The 23,193-nt window shown below is 60.0% G+C and carries 23 protein-coding genes and 1 pseudogene; 11 read left to right on the top strand and 13 right to left on the bottom strand.

Translation table 11 applies throughout. The features are described from left to right. Positions 1-96: 96 nt before the first annotated feature. On the top strand, positions 97-372 hold the full coding sequence (locus tag IB272_RS28725; protein WP_060643727.1) for a hypothetical protein: 276 nt from the start codon (positions 97-99) through the stop codon (positions 370-372). A gap of 101 nt (positions 373-473) precedes the next feature. Next, positions 474-920, top strand: coding sequence for a universal stress protein (locus IB272_RS28730; protein WP_089045877.1), 447 nt, complete (start codon positions 474-476; stop codon positions 918-920). Positions 921-1,105: 185 nt separating this feature from the next. Here IB272_RS28730 and IB272_RS28735 read toward each other — a convergent pair whose 3' ends face one another. The 5 genes from IB272_RS28735 to IB272_RS28755 all read right to left on the bottom strand — a co-directional run bounded on the left by IB272_RS28735 (position 1,106) and on the right by IB272_RS28755 (position 4,890). Continuing rightward, on the bottom strand, positions 1,106-1,273 hold the full coding sequence (locus IB272_RS28735; RefSeq protein WP_089045876.1) for a hypothetical protein: 168 nt from the start codon (positions 1,271-1,273) through the stop codon (positions 1,106-1,108). Positions 1,274-1,551: 278 nt separating this feature from the next. After that, a complete protein-coding gene (locus tag IB272_RS28740; RefSeq protein WP_089045897.1) occupies positions 1,552-1,719 on the bottom strand; it encodes a hypothetical protein in 168 nt (55 codons plus the stop codon). A 206-nt stretch (positions 1,720-1,925) separates the two neighbouring features. Beyond that, positions 1,926-3,443 carry a tripartite tricarboxylate transporter permease gene (locus IB272_RS28745; RefSeq protein ID WP_060583819.1) on the bottom strand — a complete coding sequence of 506 codons (1,518 nt, stop codon included), beginning with the start codon at positions 3,441-3,443 and terminating at the stop codon, positions 1,926-1,928. A 14-nt stretch (positions 3,444-3,457) separates the two neighbouring features. Next, positions 3,458-3,949, bottom strand: a complete 492-nt coding sequence (locus IB272_RS28750) for a tripartite tricarboxylate transporter TctB family protein (protein WP_034800575.1) — start codon at positions 3,947-3,949, stop codon at positions 3,458-3,460. Next, positions 3,946-4,890, bottom strand: coding sequence for a tripartite tricarboxylate transporter substrate binding protein (locus tag IB272_RS28755; protein WP_034800577.1), 945 nt, complete (start codon positions 4,888-4,890; stop codon positions 3,946-3,948). The genes IB272_RS28750 and IB272_RS28755 overlap by 4 nt, the downstream gene beginning before the upstream one ends. Before the next feature lie 460 nt (positions 4,891-5,350). On the opposite strand from IB272_RS28755, the gene IB272_RS28760 reads away from it, so the two are divergent. Further along, positions 5,351-5,800 (top strand): DUF1801 domain-containing protein, encoded by a 450-nt coding sequence (locus IB272_RS28760; RefSeq protein ID WP_192445549.1) that lies wholly within the window; start codon positions 5,351-5,353, stop codon positions 5,798-5,800. 60 nt (positions 5,801-5,860) lie between these two features. Here IB272_RS28760 and IB272_RS28765 read toward each other — a convergent pair whose 3' ends face one another. Further along, a complete protein-coding gene (locus IB272_RS28765; protein WP_192445550.1) occupies positions 5,861-6,928 on the bottom strand; it encodes an ABC transporter substrate-binding protein in 1,068 nt (355 codons plus the stop codon). Between the two features lie 77 nt (positions 6,929-7,005). Between IB272_RS28765 and IB272_RS28770 the strand changes: the two genes are divergently transcribed. Further along, positions 7,006-7,683 (top strand): response regulator transcription factor, encoded by a 678-nt coding sequence (locus tag IB272_RS28770; protein WP_034800583.1) that lies wholly within the window; start codon positions 7,006-7,008, stop codon positions 7,681-7,683. Continuing rightward, positions 7,680-9,059 carry a sensor histidine kinase gene (locus tag IB272_RS28775; RefSeq protein ID WP_192445551.1) on the top strand — a complete coding sequence of 460 codons (1,380 nt, stop codon included), beginning with the start codon at positions 7,680-7,682 and terminating at the stop codon, positions 9,057-9,059. The genes IB272_RS28770 and IB272_RS28775 overlap by 4 nt, the downstream gene beginning before the upstream one ends. Before the next feature lie 118 nt (positions 9,060-9,177). Here IB272_RS28775 and IB272_RS35430 read toward each other — a convergent pair whose 3' ends face one another. The 6 genes from IB272_RS35430 to IB272_RS28800 all read right to left on the bottom strand — a co-directional run bounded on the left by IB272_RS35430 (position 9,178) and on the right by IB272_RS28800 (position 15,456). Further along, positions 9,178-9,300, bottom strand: coding sequence for a hypothetical protein (locus tag IB272_RS35430; RefSeq protein WP_255381084.1), 123 nt, complete (start codon positions 9,298-9,300; stop codon positions 9,178-9,180). A gap of 213 nt (positions 9,301-9,513) precedes the next feature. Beyond that, positions 9,514-10,539: an ABC transporter permease gene (locus IB272_RS28780; protein ID WP_034800589.1), complete on the bottom strand. Its 1,026-nt coding sequence runs from the start codon at positions 10,537-10,539 to the stop codon at positions 9,514-9,516. Between the two features lie 31 nt (positions 10,540-10,570). After that, on the bottom strand, positions 10,571-12,112 hold the full coding sequence (locus tag IB272_RS28785; protein ID WP_192445552.1) for a sugar ABC transporter ATP-binding protein: 1,542 nt from the start codon (positions 12,110-12,112) through the stop codon (positions 10,571-10,573). Positions 12,113-12,277: 165 nt separating this feature from the next. Then, a complete protein-coding gene (locus tag IB272_RS28790; RefSeq protein ID WP_192445553.1) occupies positions 12,278-13,207 on the bottom strand; it encodes a sugar ABC transporter substrate-binding protein in 930 nt (309 codons plus the stop codon). Positions 13,208-13,436: 229 nt separating this feature from the next. Further along, entirely contained in the window at positions 13,437-14,249 is an 813-nt protein-coding gene (locus tag IB272_RS28795; protein ID WP_192445554.1) for a TIM barrel protein, read from the bottom strand. A gap of 175 nt (positions 14,250-14,424) precedes the next feature. Further along, positions 14,425-15,456, bottom strand: a complete 1,032-nt coding sequence (locus tag IB272_RS28800; RefSeq protein ID WP_060610346.1) for a LacI family DNA-binding transcriptional regulator — start codon at positions 15,454-15,456, stop codon at positions 14,425-14,427. Between the two features lie 163 nt (positions 15,457-15,619). Between IB272_RS28800 and IB272_RS28805 the strand changes: the two genes are divergently transcribed. The 6 genes from IB272_RS28805 (at position 15,620) to IB272_RS28830 (ending at position 22,364) form a co-directional block, all read left to right on the top strand. Beyond that, the gene (locus tag IB272_RS28805) at positions 15,620-16,711 is read left to right on the top strand and encodes a fatty acid desaturase family protein (protein WP_192445555.1); all 1,092 of its coding nucleotides are present in this window, start codon (positions 15,620-15,622) and stop codon (positions 16,709-16,711) included. A gap of 30 nt (positions 16,712-16,741) precedes the next feature. Continuing rightward, on the top strand, positions 16,742-17,059 hold the full coding sequence (locus IB272_RS28810) for a MocE family 2Fe-2S type ferredoxin (RefSeq protein ID WP_060583797.1): 318 nt from the start codon (positions 16,742-16,744) through the stop codon (positions 17,057-17,059). A 49-nt stretch (positions 17,060-17,108) separates the two neighbouring features. Beyond that, positions 17,109-18,335: an FAD-dependent oxidoreductase gene (locus tag IB272_RS28815; RefSeq protein WP_192445556.1), complete on the top strand. Its 1,227-nt coding sequence runs from the start codon at positions 17,109-17,111 to the stop codon at positions 18,333-18,335. Between the two features lie 48 nt (positions 18,336-18,383). Then, the gene (locus IB272_RS28820) at positions 18,384-19,220 is read left to right on the top strand and encodes a 3-methyl-2-oxobutanoate hydroxymethyltransferase (RefSeq protein ID WP_192445557.1); all 837 of its coding nucleotides are present in this window, start codon (positions 18,384-18,386) and stop codon (positions 19,218-19,220) included. Positions 19,221-19,263: 43 nt separating this feature from the next. Further along, positions 19,264-20,076, top strand: coding sequence for a sterol desaturase family protein (locus tag IB272_RS28825; protein ID WP_246810454.1), 813 nt, complete (start codon positions 19,264-19,266; stop codon positions 20,074-20,076). Between the two features lie 308 nt (positions 20,077-20,384). Beyond that, positions 20,385-22,364: a methyltransferase domain-containing protein gene (locus IB272_RS28830; protein ID WP_192445559.1), complete on the top strand. Its 1,980-nt coding sequence runs from the start codon at positions 20,385-20,387 to the stop codon at positions 22,362-22,364. Positions 22,365-22,780: 416 nt separating this feature from the next. On the opposite strand, the pseudogene IB272_RS28835 reads toward IB272_RS28830, so the two are convergent. Further along, positions 22,781-23,094, bottom strand: a pseudogene (locus IB272_RS28835) (ATP-binding protein); the annotation flags it as partial. Between the last annotated feature and the right edge of the window lie 99 nt (positions 23,095-23,193).

Below are 23,193 nucleotides of genomic sequence, written 5' to 3' on the forward strand. Positions count from 1 at the left end.
ATAGATGTTTAGGAACGGTGCTGGAGCGACGACCTATTTCGTTAGGTCGTCGTGTCGCACATTGCCACACCACACGCTGCGCGGGATAAACATCGAATGCTGGCCAGTGATTTAAGGAACGTGCTTGAGGAGCTCTATAACGCGGGCGCCTATCGGGTGCCGGGAGATGAAATCTACTGGCCACCGGAACTGCACCCGGCGGTCTTTCGCGCCCTGAACATGCAATACATCACGCGAAGAGAGGTAGATGACGGTCGCGTTGAATTCTCGCTGACACAAGCTGGCTACCAGGCGATCAATGCCGAGGTGCCTTGGTCCGTCATCCTGCGGCGGCGACTGCGACATTTTTTCCGCTTCGACAAAGGTCGCTAAGTATTCGCCTCCCTGCTGAAATCCGGAACGTTGATCGGGATCAAAGGAATAGGCCTCTCCACGCACTAAGCTTCCTCTGGAGCTTGGAAGAGGAGGATCCCATGTTTCGCAATATTCTTATAGCCACCGACGGCTCGCCCTTAGCAACAATCGCTGTCGATGCAGGCATAACCTTTGCAAAGGACGTCGGCGCACGAGTGAACATCCTTGCCGTTACCGAACCATTCCACCTCTATTCGGTCGATCCCGAGCAGTTGTCGAGCACGCGCACCGAATACGAGGCGCTGGCCAGCAAACATGCCGCGGAAATGCTCGCGGCTTTAGCGCGCAAGGCTGCGGCGGAAGGCGTGGAGTGCCAGACGGAGCAGGTCCGCAGCCACGAGGTCTACCGCGCAATCTGCGACCAGGCGATATACAAAGATGCCGATCTCATCATCATGGCGTCCCATGGTCGCAGTGGAGTCGGAAGCCTGATGCTCGGCAGCGTAGCTGCCAAGGTGCTGGCTCACTCCACGATACCGGTATTGATCTATCGCGCGAAGAAGTGAGGCGACGTCGCGCGACGCCTCGTTGATGTCCTACATACGCCGCCAACGCGTTGACGGCGTTCGACGAACCCCGACGAGGAGGGACGCGCTTTTCCATAATGGCAACGGCCCGGTGGTCTCTCGACCCCGAGCCGTTCTTCATCATCCTTGGAAGGATAAGGCGCCCTCGTGGGCGCTGGAATTTGTTAGCCGCGGCGCGTGTCGGGGAAGTTCGCCGGATCAATGCCCAGCGTGTGCAGGTCGCTTGCCTTCGGGCGGCGGTGACCTTCGACAGCGGCGGCGGCAGCGCTAGCAGCGCCGAGAACTGCGAATGCACGACCGATGAAACCCTTGTGATAGGTTGTGGTAGTCATCTTCTTGCTCGCTTTCGTTTTCTCTTCGATGAAATAAAGATGAGGTCTGGTCGGTCTTTTTGCAATGCACAATGAAGCACCCCAGCCATGCAACGAAAGCACGCTGCCTCAACTTGGGACGAGTGGGCGTCGGACCGTCTGCCCTCTTGAGCCGGGTCTATGAAGTGCCGGGGGCTGAAGATGCCGGCTGCCGGAAAATAAAACGGCTCGGTGGTCTCTCGACCCCGAGCCGTTATATCCTTGGGAGGATAAGGCGCCCCTCGGGGCGCTGGAATATGTTAGCCGCGGCGCGTGTCCGGGAAGTTCGCCGGATCGATGCCCAGCGTACGCAGGTCGCTTGCCTTCGGGCGGCGGTGACCTTCGACAGCGGCGGCGGCAGCGCTAGCAGCGCCGAGAACTGCGAATGCACGACCGATGAAACCCTTGTGGTAAGTTGTGGTAGCCATCTTCTTGCTCGCTTTCGTTTTCTCTTTGATGAGCAAAAGATGGGGTTTGGTCGGTCTTATTGCAATGCACAATCGGACAGGCCAGCCATGCAAAGGAAGCAGGCCCGGTCGGTTTTCAAACCGGCCGGGCCTTCGGATAGGCCTTGGGAGGAGGCGCTATGTCGATCGGGTCCGAAAGGGTTTCCGGACCCGATTGTTATTGGGGCTTAGTCTTCGTTGGCGGCGAGCTGCGAAAGGACTTCGCCGCGGCCACGGGCCCGAAGGATGAGCGGTACGATCAGCGCTGCAGCTGCGATGATCAGGAGGCCTGCGGCAATCGGCGAGGTGAACAGGACCGAGTAGTCCCCCTGGCTGATCGCGAGCGCGCGGCGCAGCTGCTGTTCGGCGAGCGGGCCCAGGATCAGGCCGACGACGACAGGCGCGATCGGATATCCGAAGATGCGCATCGCGTAACCGAGCAGGCCGAAGGCGAGCAACATGCCGAGCTCGTAGACCGACGGGTTGGCCCCGATCGTGCCGAGCGTGGCAAACAGCAGGATGCCGGCATAGAGCCAAGGCTTCGGAACTGTCAGCAGCTTCACCCAAAGACCGATGAGCGGCAGGTTCAGAACCAGCAACATGAAGTTGGCGATCAGAAGGCTGGCGATCAGGCCCCAGACGAGCTGCGGATTGGTCGCAAACAGCAGCGGTCCGGGCTGGAGGCCATACTGCTGGAAGCCGGCAAGCATGATCGCCGCGGTTGCCGTGGTCGGCAGGCCAAGCGTCAGGAGCGGCACGAGCGTGCCAGCGGCCGAGGCGTTGTTGGCCGCTTCCGGACCGGCGACGCCTTCGATCGCGCCATTGCCGAATTCTTCCGGATGCTTCGTCAGACGCTTTTCGGTGGCGTAGGACAGGAAGGTGCCGATCTCAGCGCCGCCAGCCGGCATGGCGCCGATCGGGAAGCCGATGAGGGTACCGCGCAGCCACGCCTTCCAGGAGCGTGCCCAGTCGGCCGCATTCATCCATACAGAGCCACGGACGGCCTCGACCTTGTCGGGCCCCTTGTCGCCCTGTGCAGCGATGTAGAGCGTCTCGCCGATGGCGAACATGGCAACGGCGAGCGTCGTGACTTCGATGCCGTCAAGCAATTCGGGAACGCCAAAGGAAAGACGTGCCTGGCCGGTCAGTTGGTCGATGCCGATGACTGAAAGCGCCAGGCCGACAAACAGCGATGTCAGACCGCGAAGGGTGCTGTCGCCGAAGGCGGAGGAAACGGTGACAAAGGCGAGAACCATCAGCGCGAAATATTCGCGCGGACCGAAAACCAGGGCCAGCTTGACGATGTAAGGCGCGATGAAGGCAAGAGCAAGCGTGGCGATCAGGCCGGCGACGAAGGAGCCGATCGCGGCCGTTGCCAGTGCGGGCCCGCCGCGACCCGCCCTCGCCATCTTGTTGCCTTCGAGCGCAGTCACGATCGAGGCGCTTTCACCGGGCGTGTTGAGCAGGATCGACGTGGTCGAGCCGCCATACATGCCGCCGTAATAGATGCCGGCAAACATGATCAGCGAGCCGCCGGGATCGAGACGGTAGGTGACCGGCAGCAGGAGCGCCACGGTCAGTGCCGGGCCGATGCCGGGCAGGACGCCGACCGCCGTGCCGAGCGTTACGCCGATCAGCGCGTAGAGCAGGTTCATTGGCTGCGCAGCAACCAGCAATCCCTGCATCAGGAATTCAAAAGTAGCCATGGTCGTCGGCCCTCTTAGAAGAACAGGCGTTCAAGCGGCCCCGCGGGCAGCGACAGGAGCAGCAGCTTGGCGAAGATCACCCACACGACAAAGCAGATCGCAATGCCGACGGGGAGCGAGAACCAAAGCTTGCGCTTGCCGAAACCGCGTGCGGTCAACGCGAACAGAATGCCGGTGGCGATCGAGAAGCCTGCAATGTTCAACAGCAGCATCTGGGCGGCAAGACCACCGACGATCCAGATAACCGGAGCGACTTCCTGGTGCTCACGCTCTGGAAAATCGCCGCGAAACGCTTCGATCGCGGTCCAGATCGCAAGGCCGAAAAGACAGCAGGCGATCGCATAGGGGACCGTCGTCGGCCCGACCTGGGAGTAGCCGGCAGCGCCCGTCAGGCGCGACACATCCCAGAAAATGAGTCCAGCGATAGCGGCGAGAACCACCGCGATGAAAAGCGCCGCCCGATCCGGGCGACGCGTTGCAGTTGAAGGGTGATGCCCCTTGATCATTTCACCAGTCCAATGTCCTTGAGAACGCCCTCGGTCGCCGCAACGTCCTTGTCGAGCTGGGCTTTGAACGCATCGCCGGCGAGATAGCTGTCCTGCCAGCCCTTGGTCTTCAGGACTTCCTGCCAGCCAGCGGACTTCGCGAGCTTCTCGATATCGGCCGAAACGGCGGCCTTCTGCTCGTCCGAGAGGCCAGGAGCGGCTGCGACCATGCGCCAGTTCTCGACGACGACGTCAACGCCCGATTCTTTCAGCGTTGGAGCATCGACGCCGGCAATGCGCTCGGCGCTGGAGACGGCGAGCAGGCGGAGCGTGCCGGCCTTGACCTGCGATTCGAACTCGCCGTAGCCCGAGATACCTGCGGTAACCTGGCTGCCGAGGATAGCAGCAAGCGCTTCACCGCCGCCGGAATAGGCGATGTAGTTGATTTTGGTCGGATCGACGCCGGCCGCCTTGGCGATCAGGCCAACGGCGATGTGGTCGGTACCGCCGGCCGAGCCGCCAGCCCAGGACACGGCGCCCGGATCCTTCTTCAGGGCTTCGACGAGGTCGCCCATGGTCTTGATGTCGGACGAGGCCGGAACGACGACCGCTTCGTATTCGCCGGTGAGACGCGCGATCGGCGTGACGTCCTTAAGAGTGACCGGGGACTTGTTGGTGAGGATTGCACCGACCATGACGTAGCCGCCGACGATCAGGGCGTTCGGGTTGCCCTTCTGCTGGCTTGCGAACTGGGCGAGACCGATGGTGCCGCCGGCGCCCGGCACGTTCTGAACCTGAACGTTGCCGGAGATGCCTTCCTGCTGCATGACCGTCTGCAGCGAACGCGCCGTCTGGTCCCAGCCGCCGCCCGGGTTTGCAGGTGCAATGATCGTGTAATCAGCGGCAACAGCCGGGAGCGACATCGCACCGGCGAGAATCGTTGCGAGGAAAATATGTTTCAAGGTCAGTCCTCCGTGAGGCGCGTTTTCACCGCGCACGTTGTTGCTGTGTGCGAACGGGAAGACGGCGACGGGCTCTTTCGACCCTTATCGCTTGACCGGATTGGTGGCTTCCTCCCAGTACGCAACCGGCGGCCCGCCTCCACGGGTGCCAGTGACCTTAAGGCACCATAGAAAGCTGACATTTAGCTGACATCAAGCCCCGAATGCGAAAATCCTGCCTCATCGTTTACGGAATTTTAGGTTCTCGCATGCGCTGACAGGCGATGTTGCCGGTTCCCGGCGTTCAAATTGAGCCAGGTCCCGACCGGATTTCGCGACGGTACCACGAATCGTTGCTCGGATATTGCCGCCAGCCGGCCCGAGCCTAGGTATGAGGAGCAACGCCGACAAAGGCGAAGACGGTTTGCACCGGCCCCGCCTGAAGGCGAGCTCCGGCAAGGATGATGGGAGAGTAAATACGATGGCAAAAGCGACGACCAAGGCGAAAAACGACGATGCGGCAGAAGCCGCCGCTTCTGCCTCCGGGCAGATTGACGCGAGGATCGCGGAACTTGGCGACTGGCGCGGTGCGACGCTTGCGAAGATACGCAAGCTGATCAAGGAAGCGGATCCTGACGTCGTCGAGGAATGGAAATGGCGAGGCGTCCCGGTCTGGGAGCATGCCGGCATCATCTGTACCGGCGAGACCTATAAAGCGGTTGTGAAAATGACTTTCGCCAAGGGGGCAGCACTCGACGATCCGGCAGGTCTTTTCAATTCCAGCCTTGACGGCAATGTCCGGCGCGCCATCGATATCCACGAGGGCGAGGCGATCGACGAAGAGGCGTTGAAGGCGTTGGTGCTTGCTGCCGTCGATCTGAACCTTTCCGCGCAGGCCCTACGGTCCGGGCGTACGCGGAACAAGGCTTAAGCCTGAAGCTGGCGGGATTTGCGATCGGACCGGGAGCGCCGCGCTTCCGGTCCGTCGTCTTCAATGGAGCCTCAGAACCTCGTTCCATTTGGCAATCAGCCGTGAGCGCTTTACCTGATCGAGATAGACCATCAGTCCCGGGCTTACCGGGACGGGGCGCAACTGGCCGCCAAGCATCTCCTGCATGGTGTTGGCGGTATTTTCACCCGCGACCTCTGGGCTGACGGCCGGGATTTGCAACTCCCGGGCCATAATCGTCTGGCCTTCCTTCGACATGAAGAATTCAAGGTAGCGCCAGCCGAGGTCGGGGGAGGCTGCAGCTTGCGGGACGAGGCCGATGCGCGACATCACCACGGTATAATCCTTCGGCAGAACGATGCCGACATCCGGATGCCGTGCCGCCCAGTCCGCCGCATAGGATCCGAGGATGTTGTAGCCGAGCACGAAGCGGCCGTCGGCGACACGCTCGAGGATTGCTTCGCTCGTCGAGTAGAGTTTGACGCCGGCCGCCCCCATCGCCTGGATGACATCCCAGATATCGCCGAACTGTTCCTGGTCGCGCGACATGAAGAGGAAGCCGACGCCGGACCGCTCGATGTCATAGGTTCCGATCCTGCCGAAGACGGCCGCGCCCTGGCGCTTCAGGTAATCGACGAATTCCGCGCGCGTCGACGGCGGTTTCTCCTTGGTGAAGCTCGGCTTGTGATAGACGAAGACGGCAGGCTCGAAGGTCAGCGCATAAGCCGTGTTGCGCCAGTTGGCCCAGGCGGGCCAGCGGTCGCTCATCGGCAGGTCGCTGCGCTGGGCGTAACCGTCGTTGCTGAGCTTGACTTGCAGGTCCATGGCGGAAGAAAAGGCGAAGTCCGCCGTCTTCATTCCGGCGTCGGTCTCCTTGATGATGCGGTCGTAGATTTCTCCGGTTAGCATGTCCTCATAGCGCACGGCCACGTCCGGATTGGCCCGCTGGAAACCGATGATCATCGGCTTTGCGAGCGGCTCGTCGAGTGATGAATAGACGACCAGCGTGCGCACGTCCGCTTTGCCGGAAAGGGCCGGGAATATGATAGGGGCCGCAAGGAGCAGCTGAGGACAAAGAGCAAAAAAAAGAAAAGAAATCAAGAACCGCATGAATCCACAATGCCTCAGTGTCGTACCGTTCACAAGCAAGGCGTCGGCGGATAAGGTGGTCGGGGGAGTGATGATAATTGCGTATCTTGCTTGTTGAGGACAACCAGGACCTGGCCGAGGGCCTGTCGGCGATCTTGCGCGGCAGTGGCTATGCCGTTGACGTCGTCAGTGACGGTGCGTCGGCGCATGCGGTGGCCGCCACCGAAACGTTCGATCTTGTCATTCTCGATCTCAATCTGCCGGAAATGGATGGCCTCGATGTGCTGAGGGCGATGCGTGCTCGCCAGAACCGCGCCGCGGTCTTGATCCTGACGGCAAGGGGCGCGCCCGAAGAGCGGATCAAGGGGCTCGACCTCGGCGCCGACGACTACATGATCAAACCTTTCGACGTCGGCGAGCTCGAAGCGCGCGTGCGCGTGCTCTTGCGCCGTCAGGCGGGCCTCAGGGCCTCGACCGTCAGTTACGGCAATGTGTCGCTCGATCTCAACACCCGCAGCTTCTCGTCCGGCGGCGCGCCGATCGAGATCCCGGCGCGCGAGCTCGGACTTCTCGAGCTTCTGTTCATGCGTGCCGGCAAGGTGGTCGCCAAGGATGCGATTATGCAGTCGCTGACAGGCTTCGACGACGACTTGAGCTCCAACGCGATCGAGCAATATGTCAGCCGGCTGCGCAAGCGGCTCGCACCGCATGGGCTGACCGTGCGCACCGCCCGCGGCATCGGCTACTATCTCGACAAAGCGGCCGGGCCGGAATGAGTACGACGGTCTATTCCCTCCGCCGGCGCCTGCTTGGCTGGCTGTTGATCTCGACGGTAGTGATCGGGGTCATCGCGCTGACGGATACCTATCGGGAGGCCGTGACGACCGCCAACGTCGTTTCCGATCGGGTGCTTGCCGGCTCGGCGCTGGCAATCGCCGAGCGCGTGGTCGTGGCGGAAGACGGGTCGCTCGAAGTCGACATCCCCTATGTCGCGCTGGAAATGCTGACGTCGGCCGCGCAGGACCGGGTGTTCTACCGGGTCGACGGCCCGCCCGGCCAGTTCATCACCGGCTACCAGACGCTGCCGTCGCTGGCGGAGGAGCCCGGCGCATCGACCACATTTGCGGATTCGATCTTCCGCGGCGAACCGATCCGCATTGCCGCCCTTCGCCGCTCCGCGTCAACCGGCATCAATTCCGTGCCCTTCGTGGTCACGGTTGCCGAAACGACAATCGCGCGCCGACATCTGGCGCAGACGATCTTGGTGCGCTCGGCGCTCCGCCTCGGCATGATGATTGCCGGTGCGGCGGTGATCGTCTGGATCGCCGTTACCTTTTCCTTGCGCCCGCTCTACAGGCTGGGTGACGCGATCTCGGAGCGCAGTCCGGACGATTTGCATCCGATCGGCGAGCGGGTTCCGAACGAAGTCCAGGGTCTCGTCGATACGGTCAATTCCTTCATGGGGCGCTTGCAGTCGGCGCTCGATGCGCTTCGCAATTTCACCGGCAATGCCAGCCACCAGCTGCGCACGCCGCTCGCCATCATCCGCACGCAACTCGCCCTGGCGCAACGCGCCGGCTCGATCGTGGAGACGAGAAGTGCTGTGAAAAAGGCCGACGAGGCGGTCGCCAATGCCGAGCGCATTCTGGGGCAGTTGCTGCTGATGGCGAAGATCGACGCTGCCGGCAAGGACGAAACCGGTTCGCTCGAGCGCATCGATTTGGTCGAACTGGTGCGGGAGATAACGGCAGAGCATGTGCCGGCGGCTGGAGACGCGGATATCGATCTCGGCTTTGACGGTGAGGGTGAGGCTTTCATCCGCGCCGAGCCGTTGCTCATCGGTGAACTCCTCAAGAACCTGATCGGCAACGCGCTGCTTTATGCCGGCCGCGGTGCGGAAGTGACGAGCCGTGTCTTTGCGCGGGAGGTTTCGGTGTCGCTGGAGGTGGAGGATAACGGACCCGGCATTCGGCCGGAATTGCACGAGACGGTGCTCAGGCGTTTCGAGCGTGGCGGCAGTGACGCGCCCGGCTCAGGGCTCGGGCTGCCGATCGTCGAAGAAATTGCCGAGCTTTACGGCGCGACTACCAGCCTCAGCGAGGGGGCTGACGGCCGCGGCCTCAAGGTGACCATCCGCTTTCCAGCGGGCTAAGCACGAATAGGCTCAACCCGGCGCCGCCAAATGCGGGCCGGTTAAGCGAAAGCCATCTGCGAGCGGTCAGCCGACACGTTCACAGGGCTGGGGCAATTCAGGTTTTTTGGGGTCTTGCTTAGCGGCCGCGGTGGCCGAAGAAGGAAGCTGTCTCGCGGGTCTGTACCCGCAGCATCGCGTTCCAAAGCTGAAGAACGAAACGCGGCTGAAACTGGCTCGCAAGCTTGCGCTGCGACAACATGGGAAGTCTCCAATAGTTTTGAACGCCTCTCTTATAGTGCATCGCCAAGGATCTTGCCAGAGCGCGTGCGCCGGGGCAGCCCTGCGCGCCAAGCATATGTGGAAAACGGCTTGAGACTGGCGATATAGCCTTCTGAACAAAATAAAATGCCGGGATGACTTTCGTCATCCCGGCCAGTTGGCTTCACTGGGAGGAGAGTATTGCTTTCAGGACTCAGGCCTTCTTGCGGTTCTTCTGTCGATAGACGTCGATGACGACAGCCGCGACGATGATCAGGCCCTTGACGATTTCCTGGTAGTAGGCGTCGACCCGAAGGAAGGTGAAGCCTGAGGTCATGACGCCAAGAATGATGGTGCCGATGACCGTGCCGGTGACCCGGCCGACGCCACCCGTCAGCGAGGTTCCGCCGATAACGGTCGCGGCGATCGCGTCCAGTTCGTACATAACGCCCATGCCGGCCTGTGCGGTCTGGGCACGGGCGGCGGTGACGACACCAGCCAGCCCGGCCAGCATGCCGGCAATGGCATAAACCTTGATCAAATGCGCCTCGACATTGATGCCGGAGACACGGGCTGCCTGCACATTGGCGCCGATCGCATAGGTGAACTTGCCGTAGCGGGTGTAGCGCAGCGCGATGTGGAAGATGAGCGCGACGACCAGGAAGACGATGACGGGCCAGATGCCGGTTCCGATGAAGTTGAACTGATCGGTGAGGCCCGAGACCGGCTGGCCCTTGGTGTACCACTTGGAAATGCCGCGTGCCGAAACCATCATGCCGAGTGTGGCGATGAAGGGCGGGATTTTGGTGCGGGCGATCAGCTGACCGTTGATAAAGCCGGCAAGTAGCCCGATGCCGATGCCAAGCCCGATCGGAACGATTGCCGGCATGTCGGTCAAGGATGGATAGAGCGCGCGCGGCCAGGTGGAGGCCTGGGCGACGCTTGCCGAGATCATCGCCGTCATGCCGACGACGGAGCCAGAGGACAGGTCGATGCCGCCGGTGATGATGACCTGGGTCACGCCGACGGCGATGATGCCGATCACCGAAACCTGCAGGATCATGATCGTCAGGCGCTGCGGGTTCATGAGGAAGCTCTGGCCGACGAAAATCCAGCCGAGGATCTCATAGACCAGCGCGATGCCGATCAAGACCAGGAAGATGTTGAATTCAGGCGGCAAGCGGCGCCTTGTCCCTGAGAGCGGTGCGCTCGCGCCCTGTGCGGCGACATTGGTATCCATTTTCAGTCCTCCCTTTGGGGTCGTTTCCCGCTCAGCTCGCGGCGAGCTCCATGACCTTGATCTGGGTTGCTTCAGCCCTGTCGAGGAAGCCGGTGACGCGGCCCTCGTGCATGACCATGATGCGGTCGCTCATACCGAGGACCTCGGGCATCTCCGAAGAGATCATGATGACGGCGACGCCGTTGCGCGCGAGTTCGGTGACGAGACGGTGTATTTCCGCCTTGGCGCCGACATCAATGCCGCGTGTCGGCTCGTCGAGGATCAGGATGCGCGGATTTGTGAGCAGCCAGCGGCCGATCAACACCTTCTGCTGGTTGCCGCCCGAGAGGTTCTCGATGCGCTCCTGCAGGTTCGGCGTCTTGACACGCAGCTTCCGGCTCATCTCTTCGCAGGCCGCAGTGACCTGTTTTTCGGTAACGAAGCCGCCCTTGACGAAGCGGTCCTGAAGCACGGCGATCTGCATGTTTTCGAGAATATCGAGGATCAGGAGACAGCCGGTGTCCTTGCGGTCTTCGGTCAGAAACGCCATGCGGTTGCGGATCGCCGTGTTCGGACTGTCGATCGAAAGGGTCTTTCCGTCGATCGAAATCGCGCCGGAGCTTGCAGGCGTGACGCCGAAGAGGGTTTCGGCGACGTTCGAGCGCCCGGAGCCGACGAGACCGGCAATGCCGAGGATTTCGCCGGCGCGGACGTCGAAGGAGACGTCGCGGAAGACGCCGTCAAGCGCGAGGTTCTTGACCGACAGGACAACGTCGCCGATCGGCACTTCCTCCTTCGGAAACATCTGGGTGATCTCGCGACCAACCATCATGCGGATGATGTCGTCGCGGGTAACGTCGCTCGACGCGTGCGTGCCGATGAACTTGCCGTCGCGAAACACCGAGAACTCGTCGGCGATCTCGAATAGCTCGTTCATCTTGTGGGTGATGTAGACGATGCCGATGCCCTGTTCGCGCAGGTCCCGAATGATTTCGAAGAGGTGGGCGACCTCGCGCTCGGTCAGCGCAGACGTCGGCTCGTCCATGATGAGCACGTCGGATTCGTAGGAGACTGCCTTGGCGATCTCGACCATTTGGCGGTTGGCCACTGACAGGTGACGCACTTCGATTTCAGGATCGATCTTGATCTTCAGGCGATCGAACAGGCGGGCGGTGATGCGCCTCATCTCGCCGTGATCGACGAAGCCAAAGCGGTTCTTCGGTTCCCGGCGGATCCAGATGTTTTCCGCGACCGTCATGAACGGCATCAGGTTCAGCTCCTGATGGATCATGGCGATGCCGTTTTCGAGGGCGTCGAGCGGCGACTTCAGCCGGATTTCGGCACCTTTAAGCTTCACGTCACCTTTGTCGGGCGTGTAGATGCCGGCGAGGATCTTCATCAGCGTCGATTTGCCGGCGCCGTTTTCGCCCATCAGCGCATGTACCGTGCCGCGCTTAAGCTTGAACTCGACATCGTCGAGCGCGACGACACCAGGGAATTCCTTGCGGATCCCTTCCGCAGAAAGAAGATATTCGGCTTTGGGTACCGCGCCGCTGGCGCGCACGGCTGCCATCGTTGTCGGACTGAGCGTCATGTTCCTTGCCTCCCCGTCGTTTCCGGCTGTCGCGGATAGTCCTCGTCGCTGGCGGGTGACCAGCCCATCTTACCGCATGCGGCATCCATTGGACGCAGGCATTTGCGGACGGACCTGCATTTTAAAGGGGGAGCGCGGGTTTGCCCGCGCTCCCGACTGTGGCGATCAGTTCTTCGCCTGGTACTTGTCGAGGTTGTCCTTGGTGACGAGCTCGAAGGGAATGTAGACCTTCTTGTCCACCGGCTCGCCCTTTGCGAGCTTCAGTGCGGCGTCGACCGAGCCCTTGCCCTGGCCGGCGGCGTTCTGGAACACCGTGACGTCGAGATCGCCGGCGGCCATGGCTGCCAGAGCGTCCTGCGTTGCGTCGATGCCGCCGATGACAACGCTGTCCATCGAACGACCTGCGGCCTTCAGCGCCTGGATCGCGCCGATCGCCATTTCGTCGTTGTTGGAGATGACCGCGTCAAACTCAAGACCGGCCGAAAGCCAGTTCGTCAAGAGGTCCGAGCCTTGCGTGCGCGACCAGTTGGCGGTCTGCTCCTCGACGATCTCAATGCCCTTGCACTGGTCGGTGGCAAGCACGTCGTGGATGTCCTTGGTGCGCATGCGGGCCGCCTGGTTGGACAGTTCGCCCATCATCACGACGGCCTTGCCCTTGCCGCCGAGCATCTTGCAGATTTCCTGCGTCTGCAGCGTGCCGGATTCCTGTTCGTTCGACGCGACGAAAGCCTGCTTATCCGGCAGCGTGTCCACGTTGACCGGTTCGCGGTTGACGTAGACGAGCGGGATGCCGGCATCCGCAGCGATCTTCGACATGGCAGCCGTCGCATCCGTATCGACGGGGTTGACGATGATCGCGGTCACGCCGGCGGCGATGAAGTTCTGGATCTGGCTCTGCTGCTTGGAGACGTCGTTCTGCGCGTCTTCGATCTGCAGTTCGACGCCATCGAGCGTCTTGGCGTAGTCGGACATGCCGTTGCGCAAGACCGTCAGGAAATTGTCGTCGAAAAGGGCCATGGATACGCCGATGGTGTCGGCATGGGCTGCCGTCGACATCATCATCGCCAGCGCTGTGCTGAGCACAAATTTCTTCATTGTCTTTCTCCTCCACAATGTTGCCCGGCGACACCTTCTCCTGCCGGGGACGCAATGCCGGATTGCGCTCATTCATTTCAAAAGCGGCACTCCCGCTGCGCTTTCGAGTAAAACGGAATAAACGAACCAGTAAATTGCGATTACGGAATATGTATTCCATTTTATACGGGCGCCGTCAAGGCCTGATGCGGCGCCCACTGTTGATTTGCCGGCCTCGCGCCGGGGGAGCTTAGATATGGCTTCGGATGTAATCCACGCTCTGTCCCACCGCGGCGGCGGGATCCGCCAATCCGTGGACTTCGGCGGCGAATGGCTCAAAGGAAAGCGGCCCCCCATAACCCGCCGCGCGCATGCGCCGAATCTGTCCGACATTGTCGAGCAGGTCGCTCCGATCAACGAGAACGCGGTGCGAATCACGCAGATCCGCCACCGCGACACGTTCATCCGCGACCCCGGAAATGTGGATGAGGCCGGTCATCTCAGGATAGATTGCAGGTTCGCCGGCGAGGTGGTGGTGGAACGTGTCGTGCACCAGTCGGAAGATCTTCTCACCGTCGACGGCCTTGATGGCCTCAACAGCCTCCGTCTTCGAGCGCAACGAGCAGATCTCGAAGCCGAGCGGTTCGACGAGGCCGATGATTCCGGCCGTTTCGAGCATCGGTTTCAGTGCGGAAAGAGCCTCGCGAAGATTTGCCTGGCGCTCGCCATCGGCCTGGCCCGTGCCGTCGTTTACGGGAACTAGGACAAGGGCCTTGGCGCCGCAGTCGCGCGCATAGGCGATCAGTTCTTCGGCTTCGGCCTGACGGGCCTCGTTCCATTCGTTGAAACGTTGAAGGGCATTGATCGAGATGATCGTGATGTCGTGACGGCTGGCGAGGGCGGCGACGTCGTTTGCGGGCGTGCCGTCGAGGATTGCGTTGCCGGCGAGATCGTTGCGGATTTCGACGGATGAAATGCTGAGGGATCTGGCGAGTTCGAAAAAGGCGCCAAGCGGTAGGTTCGGCGTCGTTATGTGGTTGAGGGCAAAGGGCAGGGCGGTCACGGGAATGTCTCCTCCAGTTGGATGGGCCAAAGGCTATAAATAGAACGTTCATTCCATTTATAGCCTTGCGGACAATTCACCAACTGTTGGAGCGCAGTCAGAGCGCGCAACGCGCAAAGGTCTTGCATCCCTGCAAGATTGCCTTTCGTCAATGATGGAATTCCATCAGGATCCGCTAGATATTCTCCGGCGTAAAAAGGTCGAAGGGAAGGAAAGTTTGCCCCGGCGCCCCGGTCGGGCCTTTGTCGATCGCCTGGATCATCAGGTTGATCGTTTCCCGGGCGAGCGCGGGAGTCGGGGTCGATATCGCCAGTGTCACGACATCGTCGCCAAGGGCCGCACGGGAATCCGGTGTCAGCTCGTTGACGACAGCGATCAGTTTTCCCTCAAGCTTTTCCTCGCGGATCGCCGAGATCGCCCCTTCCATACCGCCGCCGCAGACATAAAAGCCGATCAGGTCCGGGTGGCGCTGCAGCAGATTGAGTGTCGCTTCATGGGTGATCTCGGCGGTGTCGAGGTTGACCATCGTATCCAGCACTTCGAAACCAGGTGCGTGCTCGCGAAAATAGGAACGAAAGCCAATCTCCCGAAGCTCGTGGCCGAGAAAGCGGTGGCTGCCGACGAAGGCTGCGACCTTGCCAGGACGTTTGGCCGCCTTGGTGATCATCCACGCGGCTGTGCGGCCGACTTTGTGATTGTTGAGGCCGACATAACCTTCACGGACGCCAGCCGCAAAATCCGATAGCAGGGAGAAGACCGGAATGCCGCGTTCCTTGAGTTCCTCGATTGCGGTGGTCACTGCCGGGTAGTCGGGAGCGACGAGCGCAATGGCCTGGTTGCGCACTGCGGCGGCCCGAAGCTTCTCCGTGATGGCCGATGGAGTGGAATTTGCCACAAAATCGACCTGGGCAAAGACGCGGGCATGCGACAGCGACAGCGCGGCGCTTTCGATTTCCTTCGCAACCGTTTGATAGAAAGCCTGCTCCGGCTTTTGCAGCACAAAGCCAAGCCTGTATTGCGGCAGGTCCTCAAAGACGCGTTGCCGGATCAAGCCCACGGCGTGATAGCCGATTGATTTAGCAGCCTCATAGACCCGGCGCGCGGTTTCCTCGCGCACCGGATGGCGCCCGTTGAGTACGCGGTCGACGGTGGCGACGCTGACGCCGGCGGTGCGCGCAAGGTCGGCAATTGTCGGTCGGTTGCTCATCGCGTCTCCTGATAGGTTTGCATCATGAATGAAATGCGAATGATGACATCATTTGAGAGAATATATCATTGCTGCATTGAGACCTGGCAAAAGTCAACCTATCGTCATTGCACGACATGAGACGTCGCCGGCCAGATCGGGTCGACCGCGGGGAGGAGCGCAAATGACGATGACACCGACGAAGCGAGACTACAGCCTGCTTGGCCGAGATGCCCAGGCGGCCGTCGCCAACGGTCTCTCTGCCGCGGAGTGGTATCACACCGACATTCCGCGCAAGCAGATGAAGGAACTGATGAAGCGCGAGGATGGTCCGGCCATCCGCGACACCGCGATCTGGCTCGGCTGTCTCGTTCTGTTCGGCGCACTCGGCATCACCTTCTGGGGCACCTGGTGGGCCGTCCCGTTCTTCCTCGCCTATGGCGTTTTCTACGGTTCGGCCTCCGATAGCCGCTGGCATGAATGCGGCCATGGCACGGCCTTCAAGACGATGTGGATGAACGATGCCGTCTACCAGATCGCCTGCTTCATGATCATGCGCAATCCGGTCACCTGGCGTTGGAGCCACACCCGCCACCACACGGATACGGTGATCGTCGGCCGGGATCCCGAGATTGCCGTCATGCGGCCGCCGGATCTCCTTCGCCTCGTCCTCAATTTCTTCGGTATGCTCGATGTCTGGCACGCGATGATCGATATGGTGCGCAACACGTTCGGTATCATCAGCGTCGAGGAAGCGACTTTCATCCCTGAAATGGAGCAGCCGAAGGCGATCCTGGTCGCACGCATCTGGTTTGCGATCTATGCAGCCACCATCGCCGCCTGTTTCTATCTCGGCTCGATCCTGCCGCTGATGCTGATCGGTCTGCCCAGGCTCTATGGCGCCTGGCACCACGTTCTGACCGGGCTGCTGCAGCATGGCGGTCTTGCCGACAACGTGACCGACCATCGGCTGAACAGTCGTACGGTCTACATGAACCCGGTGAGCCGCTTCGTCTATTGGAACATGAACTACCATGTGGAACACCACATGTTCCCGATGGTGCCTTATCACGTGCTGCCGAAGCTGCACGCCATGATCAAGCATGATCTGCCGGAACCGAACCCGTCGATGCTGCACGCCTACCGCGAAATGATCCCGGCCTTTCTGCGGCAGTTGCGGAACGAGGACTATTTCCTGAAACGCGAGCTGCCGGCGACGGCAAAGCCCTACCGGGAAGAATTTCACAGCGATGCGATCGTGCACGCAGCCGAATAACCAACGAATGCCAGGAAATGGGAGGAAATCATGAGCGGAAACTGGGTTGAAGTCTGCGCAGCGGACGAAATCGACGAGGAAGATGTCATCCGCTTCGATCACGACGGACGGACCTTTGCGGTCTACCGCAGCCCCGACGATGAGTATTTTGCCACCGACGGGCTCTGCACCCACGAGCATATTCATCTCGCCGATGGCCTCGTGATGGACGACATCATCGAATGTCCGAAGCACAACGGCCGCTTTAACTACAAGACCGGCCAGGCCAAGGGCGCTCCCGTGTGCGTCAACCTGAAGACCTATCCGGTGAAGGTCGAGGCCGGAAGCGTGTTCATCGCGCTCGGCTGAAGCCGCTCTCGATGGGATTGGGCTCGCCGCGGCGGGCAGGGAGGTTGAGATGGGTTCCATCGTCATCGTGGGTGCCGGCGAATGTGGCGCAAGGGCCGCCTTTGCCCTCAGGGAAAAGCAATACGACGGTAAGATCACTCTGATCGGCGCGGAACCGCATCTTCCCTATGAGCGGCCGCCTCTTTCAAAGGATGGTCTCAAGGCAGAGGTCGCGCCGAAGTATGTCGCTGATGCCGAGCGCTACGCGGCAGCCGGGATCGAAGTGCTGACGGATATCCCGGTCATGGCCATCGATCGCGCCGAAAAGCGCGTGACGCTCGCAGACGGAAGCAGCATCGCCTATGACCGGCTGTTGTTGACGACCGGTGCGCGGGCGCGAACCATCGATGGTATGGACGAGGCGCCACACCGCATCCGCACGCTCAGAACCCATGCCGATGCTGAAGAGATCCGCCGCGAACTTTCGCCCGGCCGCAAGCTTGCGATCATCGGCGGTGGCTTCATCGGTCTGGAGCTCGCAGCAACGGCGCGCCGACTCGGCGCTGCCGTGGCGCTTATCGAAGGGTTGCCGCGCATTCTTTCGCGGGGCGTGCCGGAGGAGATCGCTGCAATCGTTGCCGCGCGGCATCGTGCAGAAGGCGTCGACATACGATGCGACGCGAAGACCGAACGTATCGACGCGGACGAAGGCCGTGCGCGCGTCGTTCTCGCCGGCGGTGAGACAATTGAGGCCGATCTCGTCGTCGTTGGCATCGGCGCGGTCCCGAACACGGAGCTTGCAGCCGTCGCCGGCCTTTCGATCGAGAACGGCATTGCGGTCGACGCAATGCTTCAAACCAGCGACCCGGATATCTACGCCGCTGGTGATTGCTGCTCGTTCCCGCTCTGTCACTATGGTGATCGTCGGATACGTCTTGAGGCGTGGCGCAATGCGCAGGATCAGGGGACGCTCGTTGCCGGCAATCTGCTCGGCGGTGGCGAGGCAATCACCAGCGTGCCGTGGTTCTGGTCCGATCATTATGATCTGACGCTGCAGATCGCGGGGCTTGCCGAGGGTGCTGCAACGACCGTACGGCGCGACCTTACCGACGATGCCTTCATTCTTTTTCATCTCGACGATACCGGTCGGCTGCTTGCGGCCTCCGGCATCGGACCGGGCAATGCGGTCGCGCGCGACATTCGGCTTGCAGAAATGCTGATTGCAGCCGGAAAGCGACCCGATCCGCAGGCGCTCATCTCGCCCGAAACCAAGCTCAAAGCACTCCTCGCCGCCTAGCGCGAGCGGCAAAGCGCGTCCTGTTTCCATTATTTCCGGAGCCGTCTCATGAAAAGCCACCGTCCGACCGTTGCCGATCTCCTGTCGATGAAGGGCAAGCGCCAACTCACCATGCTGCGTGTCGAAACGCTGGATGAGGCCGAAGCGGCGGAAGCCGCCGGCATCGATCTCGTCTCCGTCCCGCCGGCGCTCTTAGGGCCCGAGTTTCGTGAGGTGGCGCCGACCTGTTTTGCCTTTCCGGGCCTCGAATACGGCGACTACGTCACTGCGGAAGACTATATGCGTGCAGCCTTCAAGGCGCTGAAGGCCGGCGGCGATGCGGTCTACTGTGCTGCCGGGGTTTCGACCGTCCGGCGGATGCGCGAGGAGGGCATTCCCGTCTGCGGCCACGTAGGTCTCATCCCTTCCAAGGCCACCTGGACCGGCGGCTTTCGCGCCGTCGGCAAGACCGCGGCGAGCGCGCTCGAGATCTGGCGGCAGGTCAAGGCGCTTGAGGAAGCCGGCGCCTTCGCGGCAGAAATCGAGGTCGTGCCGGGAGGAGTTGCAGGGGCGATCAGTGCCAGAACCTCGATGCTGATGCTTTCGATGGGAGCGGGTTCCGGCTGCGACGCTCAATATCTGTTTGCCGCCGATGTGCTCGGCAGCAATCGCGGCCACGTGCCGCGCCACGCCAAGACCTATCGCAATTTTGCCGCCGAATACGACCGGCTTCAGCGTGAACGGATCGCCGCGTTCTCGGAGTTTGCCGAGGATGTGCGCTCGGGCAGGTATCCGCAGGAGGGCCACCTCGTCGGCATTGACGGCGCGGAATTGCGAGCATTTCTGGCCGAACTGGAGCGCGGTCAGAGCCCGGATGGCTTGCGCGGAAGAGGGTGCTTGGTATAGTCCACGCGCCAATTCAACTTTTCTTTCCGCGACGGATCACGATTTGAGCGCCCTTCTTCAGGACAGTCTCACCTTTGTCGGCTTGCTGGCTGCGATTTATGCAGCGACGGTGGGGCTGTACTTCTTCCTCGGCTACGGCATCACCTGGCTCAACGACCGCAACCCCGAACGCCGCATCCAGAAGGGGCGGCGCGGCGAGAAGCGCAAGGCCATCGAGATCCGCCAGAGCATGGCCTCGATCCTCGTCACCTGCACGTCGGTCGCGATCGGACTTTTCGTCCAGTACAAGGGATGGACCCTGTTCTCGCCCTGGGAGTTCAGCTGGTGGACGGCCGTTCCGCTCTTCGTGCTCTGCATGGTGCTCTTCGACGCCTGGTTCTATTTCGCCCACCGGCTGCTGCACACCAAGCTCTTCTATAAGTACCATCTCCTGCATCACCGCAGTGTCGCGCCGACGGCCTGGAGCAACGATTCGATCGGCCTGGTCGATACCGCCATGAGCCAAGGCTATTACGCCGTCATCACCTTCTTCGTGCCGTTCCCGCCGATCATCCTTCTGGCGCACCGTTTGTTCGACCAGATCAACGGCACCTTCGGCCACGCCGGCTTCGAATACTTCGCCTCACGCACGGCGCGCTACCCTTCGCCGATGCTTTGCACCACCTATCACGACCAGCACCACGCGGAGTTCAAATACAACTACGCCAACTACTTTTCGTTCTGGGACCGCGTGATGGGGACCGTCGCGCCGAATTATGATCAGAGGGTGGAGGCCTTCGAGGGCGAGGCGTCGGCGCTGAACCTGCGAAAGGCGGCAGGTGCAGTGGGCGTGGCTGAAGGGTCTGCGGCCGACTGAAGCGTTCTTGTTTCGTCGGGTACTTATTGTCCCTCTAACCAGTAGATCACCGTTGCGGTCCGAGAACCGAGCCGCGCGGCCGGCGGCTGTGAGTCGCGCCACGGCCGACGCTCCAAATCAAAGCCAATACACTTAAACTAAGTTGTCCAACGCTAACTGCATCCTCTGGGTGCCGCCGGCCGCCCCACTTTAAGAACGAAAGTTTTTACGCACAGATTGCAGCGATCAACTAATTGAAACGTCTTCGATGATGTGCTCTGTAAAACCCGCGCCAGAGCCCGCAAGGCTTTAGTTTCAGGGGGATTAACGTGACGCTAGAAAACGCGGTGGCAGAGCTGCCGGAAAAGTACCAACCAATTTACGGACACAATGAACTTTCTGGCGATGTTTCGAGAAACTCTTTAGACCGCTTTGTCAAGATTCTCGATTTGTATAGGTCGTTGTCGACCTATCTAGGCCGAGAATTGAGAGTTCTAGACTTGGGATGCGCGCAGGGCTTTTTTAGTTTTTCTCTTGCGGAACTTGGTGCCACGGTAATTGGCGTGGACTACGATCAGAAAAACATAGACGTATGTCAGGCGATCGGCGCGGAGTATCCAGAGTTCGATGTTTCCTTTCGAACCGATACTGTGGAGAATGTCGTAACCAGTCTGTATGACGGTCAGTTTGACTTGGTTCTTGGATTTTCGGTCTTCCATCATGTAATAAACGTGAGGGGTCTGCGTTACACGTCAGGGCTCCTAGAAAAAATTAGTCAAACGACGGCTGTTATAGTCACAGAACTCGCGTTAAAAGAAGAGCCGCTCTACTGGGCTAAAAATTTGCCTGACGACCCACGCTCAATTCTACGATCTTATCCGTTCGTCTTCGAGGTCGGTCAAAATTCGACGCACCTTTCCAGTGTGATTAGGCCGATTTTCGTCGCTAGCTCCAAGTATTGCTTTCTTGGAGGGCATGTTTACCCGTTCAAGAGATGGTCTCATAAATCCAATGCGCTTGCGGTTGATGTATTCGGGGGGACTCGAAGCTATTACTACAGCGACACAACGGTCGTGAAAATCTATAGACTTGGGCTCTCGCATGACGAAACGAATCGCCGTGATATGCAAAGGGAGCGTGAGGTTTTAGCTAGGCTTCCCACTTCACTTACTGGTACCCGGGTGATTGATCGTGGTGAGACGGAGGCGGCAGGTTGGAATGTATTGAGCCGAAAACCCGGCTCGTTGTTGTCCGAAGTTTTGGCCAATCATCAAGAATTCAATCCAAACATTATCCTTGAGGATATTTTGGCTGAATTGGCCACATTGGAGAATAATCAATTATACCATAACGACGTGAGAACGTGGAACATTATAGTTGACGATGCTGGGCGCGCTAGTTTGATCGACTTTGCATCTGTAGTTAGCGACCAAACAGACTGTAGTTGGCCCGAGGATTTGTTCCTCTCGTTTTTTATGTTTGTCAACGAACTGTTTGAGCCCGATTCCCAGCGAAACGCCGGCGGACGTCGGGTGAGGTTGAGCCCATTTTCATTGCCGTCCGCCCAAAGAAGATGGGCGGTAAAATTCTGGCGCCGACCACGGTGCGAGTGGTCTTTCTCGAATATGCTCTTGGACTATCGAAAGAGTGAGGAAGCTACAGAAATTAGTGCAGAGGCGACCGAGTGTTGGAACCTAGCGCTTGAGAGCGGATTGGAATCACAAAGAATTCAACTTGATGACTTGCAGCGCAAGGTTCTGTTGCTGCAGCAACGAAGCCCGGTGAGCGCAAGCCTTGGTGATAGTGCTGAGGACGAGGATTTTATAAAACTCAAGGGTGAACTAGAACTTGTTCGCGGCGCTCTCGCTACTCTGACAGCCCACCGTGACCTGTTAGCGGATAGTTTTGCCGAACTTATAAAGAGCCCCCTTGGCCTTGTTTATGCTCCTGGTGAATCTCGAACAATCGTCGGTGCTCTTCGTAGCGGAAAACTAGCTACAACTGCTACGGCCGGCATGCTTGCCTTTGGGCCCTACATTCCGCTGAGCGAAGGTGACTATGAACTCAACGTACGAGTTGAAGACGCTGTCTGTGTGACTGAAGTGTTGGTCGACGTAGTTTCGTCACAAGGTAGCACCGTTTTGATGTCGGCCAGGAAACTTGATCTAACCGAGAGCGAACCAATCGCTAAATTTAACTTTAGTCTTCAGGTCCCGCATGAGGACGTCGAAATTCGGCTTATGGTAGGCGATCAATCAAACTTCTCAATCCAATATATATCGGTTCGTAAATTAGCTGTGGCGCGCTAGCGGGATGGCAAATCCGACGCGTAGGCTCGTAGAGAGTAGCTTCCTCTCACAGCGCATATTATTCCAGACGGCCGGTGGAGCACTACGCGTTGAACGTTGCGAAGAGCTTTGGGGGGTGACTGTGGCCGTTAAAGGTCAGAGCCCCGAGCTCTTCGAATCGGCACAATTCCTTGGCGACGGCGAAAGAGTTGGCTGAAATGGGACGAGGCGCATGTTTTGGCCGCCGAAAGGTTGCATGGAGATGACACGACAGTTCCGGTCGTGGCGAAGATCAGACCGATACCGGCCGGATATCGACCTTGGTCCGGAGTCCAGCGAATCGAGGAATTGACCCCTCGAATTTGCCTGACCACGGTATCAAGCGTCATCGTGAACTGGTCCTTAGGCGACACGCAAATCTGGTCCGCCAAGGGTGTTTAGTTACTCTCCATACCGGCTGCCGTCGTGGACTTCTGTAGAAGCCCGCTACGGCGCTTTTCTCGTAGCCTGTAGCTGTCGCCACGGATTGTGATGACGTGGCTGTGATGCAGCAACCGATCAAGGATAGCAGTTGCCACGACGGGGTCGCCGAACACTGTTCCCCATTCTCCGACACTGCGGTTGGAGGTGACGAGCATTGCACCCCGCTCGTAGCGCCTCGATACGAGCTGGAAAAATAAGTGGGCTGCATTGGGCTCGAGTGGAAGATAGCCAAGCTCGTCGTGAATTAGCCCCCGAAAGGCCCGGACATGCTCCCCCACTTAGTTAAGTGTGTAGGAGTAATGTCGGCATTATGACTAGCAGCAATTTTAAGATGGAAGTTCTCTCTGGGCCGGAACGTCGGCGGCGC

The organism is Ensifer sp. ENS08, from assembly GCF_014852195.1.
Lineage (GTDB): Bacteria > Pseudomonadota > Alphaproteobacteria > Rhizobiales > Rhizobiaceae > Ensifer > Ensifer adhaerens.